Annotated in this window: 16 protein-coding genes; 11 read left to right on the top strand and 5 right to left on the bottom strand. The window is 69.2% G+C overall.

The features are described from left to right. Positions 1-16: 16 nt before the first annotated feature. The 5 genes from AB0L60_RS20240 to AB0L60_RS20220 all read left to right on the top strand — a co-directional run bounded on the left by AB0L60_RS20240 (position 17) and on the right by AB0L60_RS20220 (position 5,162). Positions 17-1,273 (top strand): DUF1501 domain-containing protein, encoded by a 1,257-nt coding sequence (locus AB0L60_RS20240; protein WP_364616027.1) that lies wholly within the window; start codon positions 17-19, stop codon positions 1,271-1,273. Next, the gene (locus AB0L60_RS20235) at positions 1,270-1,959 is read left to right on the top strand and encodes a response regulator transcription factor (RefSeq protein ID WP_364616024.1); all 690 of its coding nucleotides are present in this window, start codon (positions 1,270-1,272) and stop codon (positions 1,957-1,959) included. The genes AB0L60_RS20240 and AB0L60_RS20235 overlap by 4 nt, the downstream gene beginning before the upstream one ends. Continuing rightward, complete coding sequence (locus tag AB0L60_RS20230) at positions 1,956-3,353, top strand: HAMP domain-containing sensor histidine kinase (RefSeq protein ID WP_364616021.1); 1,398 nt, start codon at positions 1,956-1,958, stop codon at positions 3,351-3,353. The genes AB0L60_RS20235 and AB0L60_RS20230 overlap by 4 nt, the downstream gene beginning before the upstream one ends. A gap of 30 nt (positions 3,354-3,383) precedes the next feature. Next, a complete protein-coding gene (locus AB0L60_RS20225) occupies positions 3,384-3,851 on the top strand; it encodes an SRPBCC domain-containing protein (protein WP_364616018.1) in 468 nt (155 codons plus the stop codon). 162 nt (positions 3,852-4,013) lie between these two features. Continuing rightward, positions 4,014-5,162, top strand: coding sequence for an alpha/beta hydrolase (locus AB0L60_RS20220; protein WP_364616015.1), 1,149 nt, complete (start codon positions 4,014-4,016; stop codon positions 5,160-5,162). 45 nt (positions 5,163-5,207) lie between these two features. On the opposite strand, the gene AB0L60_RS20215 is transcribed toward AB0L60_RS20220, so the two are convergent. Further along, positions 5,208-5,792, bottom strand: a complete 585-nt coding sequence (locus AB0L60_RS20215) for a TetR/AcrR family transcriptional regulator C-terminal domain-containing protein (protein WP_354842849.1) — start codon at positions 5,790-5,792, stop codon at positions 5,208-5,210. A gap of 111 nt (positions 5,793-5,903) precedes the next feature. On the opposite strand from AB0L60_RS20215, the gene bioB reads away from it, so the two are divergent. The 3 genes from bioB (at position 5,904) to AB0L60_RS20200 (ending at position 7,974) form a co-directional block, all read left to right on the top strand. Then, positions 5,904-6,941 (top strand): biotin synthase BioB, encoded by a 1,038-nt coding sequence (bioB, locus tag AB0L60_RS20210; RefSeq protein ID WP_354842846.1) that lies wholly within the window; start codon positions 5,904-5,906, stop codon positions 6,939-6,941. A gap of 101 nt (positions 6,942-7,042) precedes the next feature. Further along, complete coding sequence (locus tag AB0L60_RS20205) at positions 7,043-7,258, top strand: hypothetical protein (protein ID WP_354843205.1); 216 nt, start codon at positions 7,043-7,045, stop codon at positions 7,256-7,258. Next, entirely contained in the window at positions 7,258-7,974 is a 717-nt protein-coding gene (locus AB0L60_RS20200; RefSeq protein WP_364616010.1) for a DUF2567 domain-containing protein, read from the top strand. The genes AB0L60_RS20205 and AB0L60_RS20200 overlap by 1 nt, the downstream gene beginning before the upstream one ends. Before the next feature lie 263 nt (positions 7,975-8,237). Here AB0L60_RS20200 and AB0L60_RS20195 read toward each other — a convergent pair whose 3' ends face one another. The 3 genes from AB0L60_RS20195 to AB0L60_RS20185 all read right to left on the bottom strand — a co-directional run bounded on the left by AB0L60_RS20195 (position 8,238) and on the right by AB0L60_RS20185 (position 10,118). Continuing rightward, positions 8,238-8,819 carry a carboxymuconolactone decarboxylase family protein gene (locus AB0L60_RS20195; protein ID WP_364616007.1) on the bottom strand — a complete coding sequence of 194 codons (582 nt, stop codon included), beginning with the start codon at positions 8,817-8,819 and terminating at the stop codon, positions 8,238-8,240. Then, entirely contained in the window at positions 8,819-9,136 is a 318-nt protein-coding gene (locus AB0L60_RS20190) for a hypothetical protein (RefSeq protein ID WP_364616004.1), read from the bottom strand. The genes AB0L60_RS20195 and AB0L60_RS20190 overlap by 1 nt, the downstream gene beginning before the upstream one ends. Positions 9,137-9,239: 103 nt before the next feature. Next, the gene (locus AB0L60_RS20185; RefSeq protein ID WP_364616001.1) at positions 9,240-10,118 is read right to left on the bottom strand and encodes an alpha/beta hydrolase; all 879 of its coding nucleotides are present in this window, start codon (positions 10,116-10,118) and stop codon (positions 9,240-9,242) included. A 231-nt stretch (positions 10,119-10,349) separates the two neighbouring features. On the opposite strand from AB0L60_RS20185, the gene AB0L60_RS20180 reads away from it, so the two are divergent. After that, a complete protein-coding gene (locus tag AB0L60_RS20180; protein WP_364615998.1) occupies positions 10,350-11,213 on the top strand; it encodes a helix-turn-helix domain-containing protein in 864 nt (287 codons plus the stop codon). Positions 11,214-11,310: 97 nt separating this feature from the next. Continuing rightward, complete coding sequence (locus AB0L60_RS20175; protein ID WP_364615995.1) at positions 11,311-12,312, top strand: methyltransferase; 1,002 nt, start codon at positions 11,311-11,313, stop codon at positions 12,310-12,312. Between the two features lie 153 nt (positions 12,313-12,465). Here the strand turns inward: AB0L60_RS20175 and AB0L60_RS20170 are convergent, their stop codons facing one another. Next, positions 12,466-12,954, bottom strand: a complete 489-nt coding sequence (locus tag AB0L60_RS20170) for an aminoglycoside nucleotidyltransferase (RefSeq protein WP_364615992.1) — start codon at positions 12,952-12,954, stop codon at positions 12,466-12,468. Positions 12,955-13,342: 388 nt separating this feature from the next. Here AB0L60_RS20170 and AB0L60_RS20165 point away from each other — a divergent pair. Next, on the top strand, positions 13,343-14,628 hold a 1,286-nt coding region (locus AB0L60_RS20165; protein ID WP_364615989.1), incomplete at its 3' end, for a 4Fe-4S dicluster domain-containing protein.

Genomic DNA, 14,628 nt, shown 5'->3' with positions numbered 1-14,628 from the left:
ACCGGAAGGACTTTCCATGGTCTCGTTGAATCGGCGCACCGTGCTGCGGGCGGGTATCGGCGCCGGGGCGGCGGCCGTGGTCGGCGGGGTGGCGGGCCATCGGCTGCTCGGCTCGTCAGGTGCGCCGGAGGTCTGGCATCCGCCCGCGCCGATACGGGCGGCGGCGCTCGACAAGCGGCGGCTGGTGGTGATCGAAATGGCCGGGGGCAGTGACGGATTGTCGATGGCCGTGCCCTACGCCGACTCCCGCTACCGCGACCTGCGGCGCGGCACCGCCATCGCCGCCGAGCACGTGCACGCCATCGACGGCGCGCTCGGCCTGCATCCACAGCTGAACGAACTTGCCGCCGGGGGCGTCTCGGTGATTCCGGGCGTGGGCACCGCCAAACCCGATCTGTCGCATTTCGAGATGCTGCACCGCTGGCAGACCGGCGATCCCGAGGGCACCGCCCGCCCGGACACCGGATTCCTCGGGCGGCTCTGTGACCACCTCGGCGACCCGGCCGCACCCGCGGTGGGCGTGTCGCTGGGCGTCGGCACCACACCCGCGCTCGCCTGTGAACGGGTCACCACACTGTCCGTGGATGCCGGAAACGACGGCCTGTTCCCGGTTTTCGAGGACGAGAACGTCCGCGCCGCCTGGCTGGCAGCCCAGCGGGCCATGGCGCACCCCGACCGCGCCGACGCACCGCTCTTCGCCACCGCCCGGGCGGGCAGCGCGGCCGCGCTGCGATTCTCGGATATGGCGGCTACCCTCCCGGCGGCCGCGGACGGTTATCCGGGCAGTGACCTGGGTGTCCAATTGCGTTTGGCCGCACGGCTGCTCGCCGACGACAACCACGGCCTGCGCATCGTGCACGTCCCCATGGGCGCGGACTTCGACACCCATGCGAAGCACCCGCGCCGCTACGAGACCCTGATGCGGGAGCTCGACACGGCGCTGGCCGCCTTCCGCCGGGACCTGGCCGCCCGCGGCATCGCCGATCGCGTGCTCGTCGCCGCGTACAGCGAATTCGGCCGCCGCGTCCCGGTGAACGACTCGGACGGTCTCGACCACGGCGCGGCCGGGACGGCCCTGCTGCTCGGGCCGACGAATCCCGGCGTCTTCGGCGAAACACCGTCACTGCGCGCCCTCGACGCGGACGGCAATCTGCGCGCCACGGTCGATATGACCGAGTTCTACGCCACCCTCGCCGAGAGCTGGTTCGGCGTCCCGGCCGCGGACGTCCTGCCCGGTTCCCCGCGTCCGCTGCCCGGGGTCGTGGCCGCGTGACCGGTACGGATGCTGTAATTGCGCAGGTGCGGGTACTGGTGTGCGAGGACGACAGGAATCTGGGCGACGAGGTCGCGGCCGGGTTGCGCGCGGCCGGTTTCGCAGTGGACCTGGCCCGCGATTGCGCCGACGCCGATCTGAAGATCACCGTCAATACCTACGACTGCCTGGTCGTCGACCGCGGCCTGCCCGACGGCGACGGCCTCGACCTGGTGCGCGCCCATCGGGACTCCGGGCAGCGCACCCCGGTCGTCATGCTCACCGCCCGCGACGCCCTCGCCGACCGGCTCGACGGCTTCGCCCACGGCGCCGACGACTACGTCGTGAAGCCGTTCGCCATGGACGAACTGGCCGCCCGTGTGGGCGCGCTGTGCCGTCGCCGGGAGCTGCCCGCACCCACCCGCACGGTCGTCGGCACCCTCGTGGTGGACCGGCCGCGCCGCCGCGTCCACCGCGCGGGCACACTGCTCACCTTGACTCCCAAGGAGTTCGGTGTCCTGGAGCTCCTCGCGGTCCGCGCCGGCACCGTCGTGACCCGCGCCGAACTCATCGAATGCTGCTGGGACGAAATGGCCGAACCCGTGTCGAACGTGGTCGACGTCGTGGTAGCCCAGCTGCGCCGCAAGCTCGGCGCCCCGCCCCTCATCGAAACCGTCCGCGGCGCCGGTTTCACCATCACGCCGTGAAGTTCCGGCGGCGCACGACATCCCACGGTCGCCCCGGTGATGCGGGTGCGCGACCGGCGAACGCCGATCCTGGTGCGGCCGACCATGATTCGCGCGGCCGGCTCGCCCGCTGGCGGCGAAGCGGGCCCACGTCGCAACCGACCACGCCGGGCCGGCTGCGGCGCACGCGGTGGCTGCTGACCGGGCTGTTCACCGCGCTGACCGCCGTCTGCCTGATCGTGCTCGCGTCCCTCGCGGCCTCTATCGATGGGCATTCGCGGGAGAAGGCCCTGGACGCGGGCGTCGACCGGGTGGTGACCGGGCTGGCGCGCGAGGTGTACTGGAACGAGGACGGCGGCATCGATCTGGAGACCGTGCGCGGCGACGACGATCTGGCGAGCGGCCCCAGCGCCGTCGCGATTCTGGTCCGCGACCAGAACGGCGGCTGGCAGGAACTGTTCGTGCACAGGCGATCCGGACTGCCCGCGGACCTGACCGGACTCGCGCAGCGGGCCGCCGATGCCGAGGACACCCAGTGGCACAGCCGCACCGACCGCGACGGCCATCCGGTACGGCTGGCGGCGGCCCCGGCCTGGGACAACGACTCCACGGTCGGCGCCGTCGTTTTCGCGGGCGGCGACCCGGCGCCGGGGGAGAGCGACCACCGCAGCCTGGTCGTGGCGCTGTGGGTCGGCGGGCTGACCCTGGTGGCGCTGGCCGCCCTGGCCGGGCACCTGCTATCCGGGGTGAGCATGCGCCCGGCGGTGCGCATGCTCGACCAGCAGGAGCGCTTCCTGTCCGAGGCCTCGCACGAATTACGCACGCCCCTTGCCACTTTGCGGCTCTATCTGGATGCCGCGCTGCGTGATCCGGCCGACACCCGGCGCGCGGTCACCGACGCCCGCGCGCTCACCGACCGCATGGGCCGCATGGTGGCCGGGCTGCTGGCCCGTACCCGCGCCGAAACCGGTGTGGGCGAACTGGATCGGCAGCGCCTGCACCTGGACCAGCTGGTAGAGGGCGTGGTCGCGGAATCCGGCGGCGACGTCACCCTCATCGCGGAACCCACTGCGGTGCTGGCGGATCCGGATCTGCTGGCCCTGGCGGTCCGCAATCTCATCGACAATGCCCTGGTGCACGGCGGCACGCCCGTGGAGGTGCGGGTGGCGGCGGGGCAGGTGCTGGTGCGCGATCACGGGCCCGGCCTGGACCCTGCGCTCACTGATCCCTTCCGGCGTGGCGCGGTCGGGGCGCGCGGACACCACGGCATCGGCCTGTCACTGGTGCGCTGGGTGGCGACCGTCCATTCCGGTTCGGTGACCCTGGCTCCGGCGCCGGGCGGCGGCACCCTGGCCACGCTCACGCTGCCGGTCGCGCCCGAGGACGTATCGGACAGCTCGGCGGAGTTGTCGTGATTTTCATCACATCGGGCGTAGGGTGGCGCGGTGCCTTCCACTCGAGTCGAGAAGTTCGTCGGTGCCCCACGTCCGAATGTCTTCCGGGCGCTCCTGGATGCGCATTCGGTGCGCACGTGGATGGTTCCCGACGGCATGACCGGTCGCATCCATGAGTTCGATCCCCGCGTCGGCGGGCGGATCCGGATCTCGCTGACCTACGACCTGCACACCCGGGCGGGGAAGACGGCCCCGCACACCGACACTTTCCACGGTGTGTTCTCCCGGATCGTGCCCGATCGCGAGGTGGTGCAGACCCTCGAATTCGAAACGGACGACCCCGATCTGCGCGGCGAGATGACGGTGACCTACACCCTCGACGACGTCCCGGGCGGGACCCGCGTGACCGCGTGCCACGAGAACCTGCCGCCGGGGCTCTCGCCCGACGAGAACGAGATCGGCTTCCGCGCGGCCCTGGCCAAACTCGCCGAGCACGCCGAGCAGGCCGCCGAGGACTGACGCCGGCCGCGAAATCCGCTGACATCGCCCGCGAATTCGCCGTCGACCCCTCGGCATTGCGCGGCGATGAGCACCGCCCACCGAGATGACCTGTGGGCTACCAGGAGATGGCCGGCAGCACAAGCCTGGATGACCAGCCGGAAATTCGTACAGTTGATTGGTATGGCGCTGCCGGGTTTTCCGAATCCGTCCGGCGTCGCCGACTACGACGACCGGCGGCGTCGCGCGCGCCTGCGCGCGACCCGCTCGGGCGTCGGCTGGGTCCGCTGGCGGCGGACCCGGCTGCTGGTCCTGCGGCTGAGCCTGGTGCCGCTGGTGGCGCTGGGCGCCTTCGCCGAATACATGGGTCTGGACGTGCTGCCGGAGCAGGCGCGGCTGGCGCGCACCGAACCCGCCGTGCTGCCCATCGCGGGCCCGTCGGACCCGCAGGCCGGCGGCACCGCCGTCTTCGATCTGGTCGGGCTGGGTGTCCTCGACGCCAGTGACACCGCCCGGGCGCTGCCCTCGCTGCGGCGGCTGGGATCGGTGTGGGCGGTGCGCTACGACAATGCCGGTATCGACACCAAGGTCATCTCGGATCTGATCGTGAAGGTCACCGACGCGGCCAAGGTGCCGAACGTGGTGCTGACCGGGCACAGTATGGGCGGGGTCATCGCGCTGGAGATCGCCAAGCACCTGCACCAGGACAGCAGGAAGCGGGTGCGGGCGGTGCTCCTGGACTGCACGCCGGTGGATCTGAACGCGGTCCGCCCCGAGAGCCGCGACCAGGGCGAGGAAATGCTGCGCTGGATGGGCTGGCTGCCCGGCGCGCGGGAGAGCCGGCTGCTGCGGCTGATCGTGGAAACGTATGCGCGCCATGGGAGTTTCGTCGGCGGACGCTATGTGATCCGCGGCGACGAGTTCCGCGAAGCGGTGAAGAACGTTCTGCGCGACAAGATCCTGAACACCAATGCCGCCAGCAACGGCCTGATCGAGGCCCAGTTCAAGGCCATCGTGGCCGGCGGCGCGGTCGACGATCTGCGGGCGCTGTCCAAACCCGTTGCGGGTAAACCCCGTCCGGCCATCGTGTTCATCCGGCCGCACAACCCGTACGACGATCCGATCGTGGATGTGGAGTACTCACACAAGGTGCTCATCGACCAGGTCGGTGGCGTGAACGGGACGCTACTGGTGGTGACCACGCGAACCACCGGGCACGCCAACCCGATCGAGCGGCCGCAGGAGTACAACGCGGTCATCGAGCAGCAGGTGGTGCCGTTCGTGCGGCAGGTGCAGGCCGACGAGGCGGCGGTGGTCTCGGTCGGGCGCTGACCCGATCGGCGAAGCAGCGCACCGCGTCGTCAGCGGCCGGGCGGATCAGCGGATGCGGCTGCCCAGCAGGTGGCGGACGCCGCTGACGAACAGTTGCAGCCCGAAGTCGAAACGTGCGGTGGCGTCGGGCATGTCGTAGAGCGGCGAGTTCTCCTCGGTCAGTGCGCCCGCGGAATCCATCTGGATGCGCGACTGCTCGTCCACCGTCTGGCCGAGCACGTAGTACAGCAGCGTGTAGGCGGCGAGTTCGGCTTCCTCGCGCGTCATGCCCGCGCGAATCGCGGCGCTGGCCAGGCGTTCCCGGCCCTTGCTGGTGGTGAGGCGGGAAGCGTAGGTGGCCGAGACCAATTCGGCGCCGTCGCGGTAGGCCAGCAGGCATTCGCGCAGCCGGTGCGCCAATTCGGTCATTTGCTTGGACCATTCGTCGGCCCGGACCGGTTCGTCCATGGGCGCGAGAATCCGGTCGGCGATCGCACCGAGCAGCGCCTGCTTGTTGGGGAAGTGCCAGTACAGCGCACCGGGCTGGACGTGCAGCGAGCTTGCCAGCCGGCGCATGGTGAGGTCCGCCAGACCGTACTGGTCGAGAATGGCGATGGCCCCGTCGACCACGTCCGTGCGATGGAGTTGCACTGAAAAACCCGACCCTCTCGTGTTCCGGCTCACGTTCCGGACTGCTAGCCTACCCTGAACACCGTTCAAGTTGCTCGGCCACACCGGTCGGACGAAGGGATTCGCGCGGACATGACTCAGGCAGCCGTCACCACCGATGCTGTGACCACAGCAGGCGATGACATTCTCGCCATCGCCCGCGAGCAGGTGCTCGAGCGCGGCGTCGGCCTGACCCAGGACCAGACCCTCGAGGTGCTGCGCCTCGGCGACGACCGGCTCGAGGAGCTGCTCGGCCTGGCGCACGACGTGCGCATGAAGTGGTGCGGGCCCGAGGTCGAGGTCGAGGGCATCATCTCGCTCAAGACCGGCGGCTGCCCGGAGGACTGCCACTTCTGTTCGCAGTCCGGCCTTTTCCAGTCCCCGGTGCGCGCGGCGTGGCTGGACATCCCGTCGCTGGTGGAGGCCGCCAAGCAGACCGCCAAGACCGGCGCCACCGAGTTCTGCATCGTGGCCGCGGTGCGCGGTCCGGACGAGCGGCTGATGGCGCAGGTCGCCGCGGGCGTCGAGGCCATTCGCAACGAGGTCGACATCCAGGTCGCCTGCTCGCTCGGCATGCTCAACCAGGAGCAGGTGGACCAGCTGGCCGCCATGGGCGTGCACCGCTACAACCACAACCTCGAGACCGCGCGCTCGCACTTCCCGAACGTGGTCACCACCCACACCTACGACGAGCGCTGGGACACCCTGCGCATGGTGCGCGAGGCGGGCATGGAGGTCTGCTCCGGCGGCATCCTGGGCATGGGTGAATCCCTGGAGCAGCGTGCCGAATTCGCCGCGCAGCTGGCCGAACTGGAGCCCGACGAGGTTCCGCTGAACTTCCTCAACCCGCGCCCGGGCACCCCCTTCGGTGACCTCGAGGTGCTGCCCGCCGCCGACGCCCTGCGCGCCGTCGCGGCCTTCCGCCTGGCCCTCCCGCGCACCATCCTGCGTTTCGCGGGCGGCCGTGAGATCACCCTCGGCGACCTGGGCGCCAAGCAGGGCATCCTCGGTGGCATCAACGCCGTCATCGTCGGCAACTACCTGACCACCCTGGGCCGTCCCGCCGAGGCCGACATCGATCTGCTCGGCGAGCTCAAGATGCCGATCAAGGCGCTCAACGAAACCCTCTGAGACGAGCGGGCTATGGAAAACCGGTACCGTGGCGGTACGGTCTCTGCGGCCCGCATTACCGTGCACTGCTATTGAGACACGAAGGATCCATCGAGGTGATCGTGGACATCGAGGAGCGCTACAACCCTTTCACGGGTAAGCGGATCGTGCCGGGTCTGGATGATCCGGTTCCCGCGGCCGCCGCTCTGGGCCTCGAGCCCCCGCGCTTCTGTGAACAGTGCGGCCGCCGCATGATCGTGCAGGTCAGCCCCGACGGCTGGTGGGCGAAATGCTCCCGCCACGGTGTTCTCGACTCCACGAGCCTGGAACACCGCTAGTGGCAACCACACTCACCGCCGAGCCGGGCGGACTACGCGTCGACGTACTGATGCGGGAAGTGCGCGCGGCGGCGGTGGTGTGCACCGCACTGGTCGCGGTGAGCGCCCTGGCCGGAGTGGTGTGGGCATTCCTCGCTCCCGCCGAGCAGCTGCTGGTGGTCGAACCCGACCGCGGCACCGCCCTCACCGGCGAGAGCATGCATCGTTTCGATGCCCTCGCCATTTTCGTGCTGATCGGCATCGTGCTCGGTGTCCTCGGCACGGCCGCGGCCTGGCGCTGGCGCCGGGCGCGGGGGCCCGTGCTGCTGTCGGGCATTCTGCTCGGCTCGCTGGGCGGCGCCTTCCTGATGAAGGTGGTGGGGGAGGCCGTCGCCGAGCAGTTGCACACCCGCCCCCAGCATCCTGCTGTCCACTCCATCGTGAATTTCGCTCCCGCCGTGGAGGGTTGGGCCGCGCTGATCGCCCAGCCGCTGGCCGCGGCCGTGGTGGCGCTCCTGCTGACCGCCCTCAGCACCTCCGACGATCTCGGTAGCGGCCAATTCCTCCCGTTCGGCGGCAGCCGCCCCGATCCGGCCGTGCTCGCCGGGCCCCAGTACGGTTCCGCCATCACCTACGGTCCGTACCCCGGTAGTGCGCAGCAGGCCATGGGCGTGCGAGAACCCGTGGTGCCCTTCGACACTCCCGGTTCGCTGCCCGATTCCGGCGCCACCCGCTGATCGGGCTCCGGCAATATTCGCTGGAGCCCGGGCGTTGTACGCCCTACCGTGTTCGCGTCCACGGATCCGAATCACCCAGGGGGACCCCATGAAGCCCGCACCTGCCGATCGTGCCGGCTCGGCACCGGCGGAACGCCCCGACCTCACCGCGTGGCGTCAGCGTTACGAACTCCGCAGATCCAATGCGTCCCAACCGATCCCGAGCGGCCGCCGCTACAAGCGCACCGCAAAACACCGCGATCGTCCCCAGGACCGGTGACCGTCTAGCGGTATCCACGTTTGAGCAGGTACTCGGCACCCGCGTGGAAGGCCGCCGGGGTGAGGAGTGCGAAGTCGAAGGCATCGGCGAGACGGTTGGTCGTATTGAATGCCGCGCAGACCGCCAGGGCGTCCTCGATCTGCTGCGGCGTGACGCCGGCCGACAGCACCTTGCGCATGTCCGCGCTGGTCACCGTGCCCTCGCGAGTGAGTGTGCCGAGCATCCGGAGGGTTGCCCGCAGACCGTCCTCGATCGGCGCCGAACCCACATCGGTCAGGACCGATTGGACACGGTCGTCATCCGCGTCGGCTTGGGCGGCGGTGGCGGTGTGCGCGCCGATGCAGAAGTCGCAGTCGTTGACCTTGGAGATATAGGCGGCCATCAGTTCCCGGTCGGCGACCGACCAGGCCGAGGGGCCGCGCATGGCCTCGTGCGTGAAGGTTTTCGCCTGGGCTCCATAGAAGTCGGGGCGGTAGAAGACCAGCTTCGCGGCATCCGGTACGGGCTGGCGGGAGAACAGTCTGATGAGGCCGAACAGGAGCTTGGTCGCCGGGCGGTAGCCGTTGTTGAGAACATCCGGTCGCATCAGGCGTCCTCCTCCGCGGCTGCCAGGGCGGCGAGCCCGGCCTCGTACAGCCGGGCCGACTGGCCGACCGCAGCGCAGACAACCAGTTCGAAGAGCTGATCCTGGCTGAAGCCCGCGGCCTCGGCGGCGGCGAAGTCCGCGTCGGCGGTCCGCGTCGGCCTGGTGGCGACCTTGTCGATGAGTTCGCGTAACGGGGGCGGAAGATCGGCATTGTGAAAGGCGCGGGCGCGCAGGTCCTCCGGCGCCGTACCCGTCCCGTTCAGCACCCGGTCCACCAGGGCGCGGTGTGCTGCTCGCTTCCTGTCCTCGGTTGCCACGACCGCCTCCGTCGGCTCAGCTACCTGCCTTTCCCTGTGACCACCATAGGCCCGCGCTCGATCCCGGCGCCGCGTGCTCCTCTCGTGACGGGTTCGGTGCCGTTCACGAGGCGTGAATCCTGGTGAAGGGCAACAGGATTTCGGCGGTGCGCGCGGGGGTCTCGACGAAGGGGGAGTGTCCGGCGTCGGGGATGGTCGTCACTGTCGCACCGGGGACGCGGCGGTATTCGTCCGTGGCGGTGTCGGGGCGCCAGCGGCGGTCCTGGTCACCGAAGATCACCAGGAGGGGTTTGCCGAGGTCGGTGAGGCGGTCCGGGAGGGTGCGCCGGGTGATGTAGTCGGTGCTGGCGGCGTCGGTCGCGATGAGAGCGTGGTAGGTCATGCCGCGCAGGTCGTCGACGAACTGCTGGGGTATCGGGTAGGTGTCGGTGGCGAAGGCGCTGTGCAGGGCCTGACGCAGGAGGTCGTCGGTGCGAACCTGCCAGAGCAGGTCGCCGACGCCGGGGGTGGTGAGCAGTTGGGAGGCCGGGCCTTCGGAGGTGTCGTCGCTCATGGCGGGGCCGGCGTCGATCAGGGCCAGGCCGGTCACCAGATCGGGGCGTTGTTCGGCGACCGAGGCGGCGACGGCGCCGCCGGTGGAGTGGCCGACGACGAGGGCGTGCCGGATGCCGAGCTGGTCCAGCACACCGGCGACCCGATGTCCTTGCTGCGGAATCGAATACTCGTCATCGGCGGGTTTGGCGGATCCGCCGTGGCCGAGCAGGTCGACGCGAATGACGTGATAGCCGGGCAGCAGCGGCACCACCTGGTCCCACCAGTGAGCGGACGCACCGAGGCCGTGGATCAGCACCAGAGCGGGATCATCGGCCGGGCCGTCATGGCTGATGTGGATGTCCTGGCCGTCGACGGTCAGCGTCGAATCGCCTGTGGCAGCGGCGCTCTGCGGTGTCGTCACCGCGGCGCAGCCCAGGACGAGAAGCACGCTGACGACGGTCGCGGCCACCGGGCGTCGCGGGCCGTACCTGCGGCCAGGTCGGCGGGCACGTTGTTCCTGCCGGTGGCGGGCCTGCTTTCTTTGCGAGTGGCCGGGGAGTCGGGTCGGAGTTTCTTCCGAATGGCCGGGGCGTGAGGCTGAGGAATTCACGCACCAACTGTCGCCGTCGCCGCACCCCTCCGGCTTGAACAAATGTTCCGCGGCCACCACCATGAAGGCGTGCGCGTCACCGCACCCGAACCTGTCTGGGATGTCGTCTGCCCCTCGCGGCCCGGCCGGCTCCCCGGTATCCGCATGGCCGGGTTCCGCGATCACGGGGTGAATCCTGTTGATCAGCTGGCGCTGCCGCATCCCGACATCACCCTGCTGCTGGAGTTCGGTACCGGCGCGGTCACCGTCGACGACGCCGCGGGCCGGTGCGAGGGCAGCCTGGTCGGCGGGCTCGGGACCGGCACCCGGCGCGTGCGCGGCGCGCAGATCGAATGTGTGCAGGTGCGCCTGTCTCCCCTGATCGCGGGTCCGCTCCTGGGCGTCTCCCTCGCCGAATTGTCCGACGCCCTGGTGCCTTTGGACGCCCTGTGGGGTCGCGAGTCCGCGCTGATCCGCGAACAACTGGCCGAAACCCCGTCGTGGGACCAACGTTTCGCACTGATCGAGGCCCTGCTCGCCCGCCGCTACGCGGCCGCGCCGTCGGCCGACCCGGAGGTGGTCTGGGCCTGGCGCCGCATCCGATCCGGTCACGGCCTGGTCCGGGTCGACGCCCTCGCCGACGAACTCGGCTGGACCCGCAAACGCCTGTGGTCCCGATTCCAGACCCAACTCGGCCTGCCCCCCAAACGAGCCGCCACCCTGATCCGCTTCGACCACGCCGTCCACCGCTTGGCCGCCGGCACCGACCCCGCGCGCGTAGCCGCCGAATCCGGCTACGCCGACCAATCCCACCTCCACCGCGACATAGTCGCCTTCTCCGGCATCACCCCCACCGCCGTCGCCGTAACCTCCTGGCTCGCCGTCGACGACATCGCCTGGCCGACAGCCGCCCACCAGCAGGCCATGGATCTCCGGCCCGCGGCTGAGATCTAGCGGAGCCGCCTTCGCGTACCTGTTCATCACCGGCTCGCCGGAGCCGTCGGACCTCCCGCCTGTGCGACCGGGAACAGGCCACGGCACAGTGGATCTCGTGGGAGGTACCGACGATGTCGAATCGATCCGCCGGATGGCCGGGCTGGCCACGCCGATGGCGCTGCGAGTAGCGGTGACCCTGGAATTGCCGGATCAGCTTGCCGGGGAGGGTACTTCGGTCGAGGAGGTGGCGCTCAGGGTCAGCGCCGATCCCATCGCTCTCGGACTCCTGCTCGACCATCTGGTGACGCTCGGAGTCGTCGAACAAACCGGCACCGGGTACCGGACAACGGATTTCGGTGCCAACCTCCGCGCCGACGCGGGCAATGGACTGACCGAGCTGCTGCATCTGAAGGCCGCGGGTGGACGGGCCGAATTGGCGTTCGTTGAACTCGCACACAGTATCCGCGATGGGGGAGCGGGCTACTCCCGGCGATACGGGCAGGACTTCTGGGCCGACCTGGCCGACCACCCCGGGCTGCGCGAGTCGTTCGACCGTCAGATGACGCAGCGGATGCGCGAGCAGCTTCCGCGACTGGTCGCCGGGTTCGACTGGTCCCGGTTCGGCACCATCGTCGATGTCGGTGGCGGCCGGGGAAGTGTGCTCGCGGCAATCCTGGCAGCGAACCCCCGCATGCGCGGCCATCTGGTCGACCTGGCACCGACCGCCGCCGAAGCCGATCGCACCTTCCGGGCTCACGGCCTCGAAGGACGCACCGAGGTTACGGCCGGTAGTTTTTTCGATCCACTCCCGGCTGGATCGGAGGCATACCTGCTCGTCGACATCCTGCACGACTGGGATGACGAGCACGCCCACCGCATTGTGGGCCGGTGCGTCGAAGCCGCTGGTCCGGACGGGCGGCTACTGATCGTGGAACCGGTCGGAGATCGCTGGGCAGGTAGCGAATTCAACCTTGCCATGCTGGTGATGTATGGAGGCCGGGAGCGCCGGGTCGACGAGTTCCGTGCGCTGTGCATGCCCCACGGCCTCGCGCTGGACGCGATCACCGACCTGACCGATCAGCGCTGCCTCCTCGAATTCAGGGTCGATGCGACATGACGATCGGATGTAGATCCTGGGTTCTCATCCGATTGTGGATGCCGTGCTCGATCGGCATCGGCGGGAGATCGATGATTCCTGGCCCGGCAAGCTGCCCGCTATGCGCTGACCCATCCGACGCGTCCGATGCCCATGGCCCGCTGGTAGTTCCGGCTATCGGTGCGAGGCGGGGATGGCGAAGCCGAATCTGGCGGCGAGGGCCTGGACGTCGGCGCGGTCCTTGGGGGCGGGCGGGTAGGCGGTTTTGAAGGTGAACATCCATGGGGCGGAGATGCAGTCGACCTCTTCGCCGTCGATGGTGCCGGTGCCGGTCAGGGAATCGGCGGGATATTCGATGCCGTAGGTGACACGACCGTCGGCGTCGTGGTCGAACACGTGAATGTCGACCGAGGTGTCCGGGCCCTTGGACATGACGTAGTTCCATGCCGTGTGGTCCGGCCGGGCGTCGGCGAGATAGCCCATCCCCGTGAGGATTTCGCGCACCCGATCGGCCTGACCGCGGCGCACCGCGATATCCAGGTCGCTGTGCGGGCGGGTCTGCTCGCCCAGCAGCGCGTCCACGCACCAGCCGCCGTCGATCCAGATGGTGAGGCCGGCCCGGGCGCAGGCCCGGTGCAGGTCGAGGACGTCGGCTGCTTTCATGCCGGTCAGCGTAGGGCAGCGCGGTCGGTGGAGGACGGGGACCAGCTCGGCGGGCGCGAGTCCACCAACTACACCTCAGCCCGCACCCGACCCGTCCGGTTCCGAGGGTGCGCCGGTGGTCCGCGACAAGCAGCTGGCCGAGGGTGGAGAGGGCCACCCTCGTCTCGAGGTCGGCGGCACAGGCGACGATCGGAGCCAGCAGACGGCCGAATGAATTTGCGGCACAACGCATCCGGCGCGCGTGGGGCACTGGGTCCGCCGGGAATGGTGCAACCCTACCCGAAGGTAACATAACTTGCGCTAAGTTACCCATGGGTAACTTAGCGCAAGTTATGATGCGACGAGCGCCGAGCGACACTGCGTCGCTTCGTGAATGAAAGGCCACTGCATGAGCCCCCTGCAAATAACGCTGGGCATCATCTCCATACTGGTCGGTGTGCCCGCGTGGGCCGGGTTCGTCTTGGCGGTGCGCAATATCGTGCGCACCATCCGGCTGGGGCAGCCGGCACCGGACCGGTTCGGGCCGTTCCTGCCCCGAATCGCCACCCTGGTCAAGGAATTCGCGGCGCACACCCGCATGGTGAAGTTCCGGACCGTCGGCTGGGCGCACTGGCTGGTCATGGTCGGCTTCCTGCTCGGGTTCGTCACCGTCTTCCAGGCGCAGGGGCAGATCTTCAGCCCCACCTTCACGTGGCCGTGGATCGGTGACACCCTCGTCTATCACCTGCTCGACGAGCTGTTGGGCCTGGGCACCATCGTTGGTGCGTTGGCGCTCATCATCATTCGGCAGGCCAACCACCCGCGGCGGCCCGCGCGGCTCTCGCGGTTCTCCGGCTCCAACTTCCTGGCGGCCTACTTCGTCGAGTTCATCGTGCTCGCCGAGGGCATCAGCATGGTCGGTGTGAAAGCCTTGGTGCAGGCCTACACCGGTGAGCACCATGCCGCCAGCGACTTCGTCAGCATGTATATCGCCAAGCTGCTGCCCGCGAGCGCCGCGGCGGTGTCGGTCTTCGCGTTCTGCAAGCTGATGACGGCGCTGGTGTGGGTCGTGGTGGTCGGCCGCAATGTCACCTGGGGTGTGGCGTGGCACCGGTTCGCCGCGTTCCCGAATATCTATTTCAAGCGTGAGGCTGATGGTGATGTCGCGCTGGGTGCGGCGAAGCCGATGATGTCGGGTGGTAGGCCGATCGAGATGGAGACCGCGGATCCGGACGCTGACACTTTCGGTGTGGGCCGGTTCGAGGACTTCTCGTGGAAGGACATTCTCGATGTCACGACCTGTACCGAGTGTGGTCGTTGTCAGTCGCAGTGCCCGGCCTGGAATACCGGTAAGCCGCTCTCGCCGAAGCTGTTGATCATGTCGCTGCGTGACCACGGTTACGCGAAGGCCCCGTATCTGCTTGCGGGTGGCCGTAAGGACATGGGCGGTGAGGAGATCGGTCTGGTCGATGCGGAGGGCAAGCCGGACGAGCGTGCGCTGTCGCGGATCTCGGAGGCCGCGCGTGCGGAGGCGGAGCGGCCGTTGGTCGGTGGTGAGGATGTGGGCGGCATCATCGATCCCGAGGTGTTGTGGTCGTGCACGACCTGTGGTGCGTGTGTGGAGCAGTGTCCGGTGGATATCGAGCATGTCGATCACATCATCGATATGCGTCGTTACCAGGTGCTGATCGAGTC

Source organism: Nocardia sp. NPDC051981 (assembly GCF_040680715.1).
Taxonomy (GTDB): domain Bacteria; phylum Actinomycetota; class Actinomycetes; order Mycobacteriales; family Mycobacteriaceae; genus Nocardia.
Note: the sequence above shows the minus strand (reverse complement) of the source record. Positions and strands in the feature narration are given on the sequence as shown.

Excerpts from the sequence above, each read along its gene's own strand:
- AB0L60_RS20240 (WP_364616027.1), top strand. The coding sequence starts at position 17 with ATGGTCTCGTTGAATCGGCGCACCGTGCTGCGGGCGGGTATCGGCGCC.
- AB0L60_RS20220 (WP_364616015.1), top strand. The coding sequence starts at position 4,014 with ATGGCGCTGCCGGGTTTTCCGAATCCGTCCGGCGTCGCCGACTACGAC.
- bioB (WP_354842846.1), top strand. The coding sequence starts at position 5,904 with ATGACTCAGGCAGCCGTCACCACCGATGCTGTGACCACAGCAGGCGAT.
- AB0L60_RS20195 (WP_364616007.1), bottom strand. The coding sequence starts at position 8,819 with ATGCGACCGGATGTTCTCAACAACGGCTACCGCCCGGCGACCAAGCTC.
- AB0L60_RS20170 (WP_364615992.1), bottom strand. The coding sequence starts at position 12,954 with ATGAAAGCAGCCGACGTCCTCGACCTGCACCGGGCCTGCGCCCGGGCC.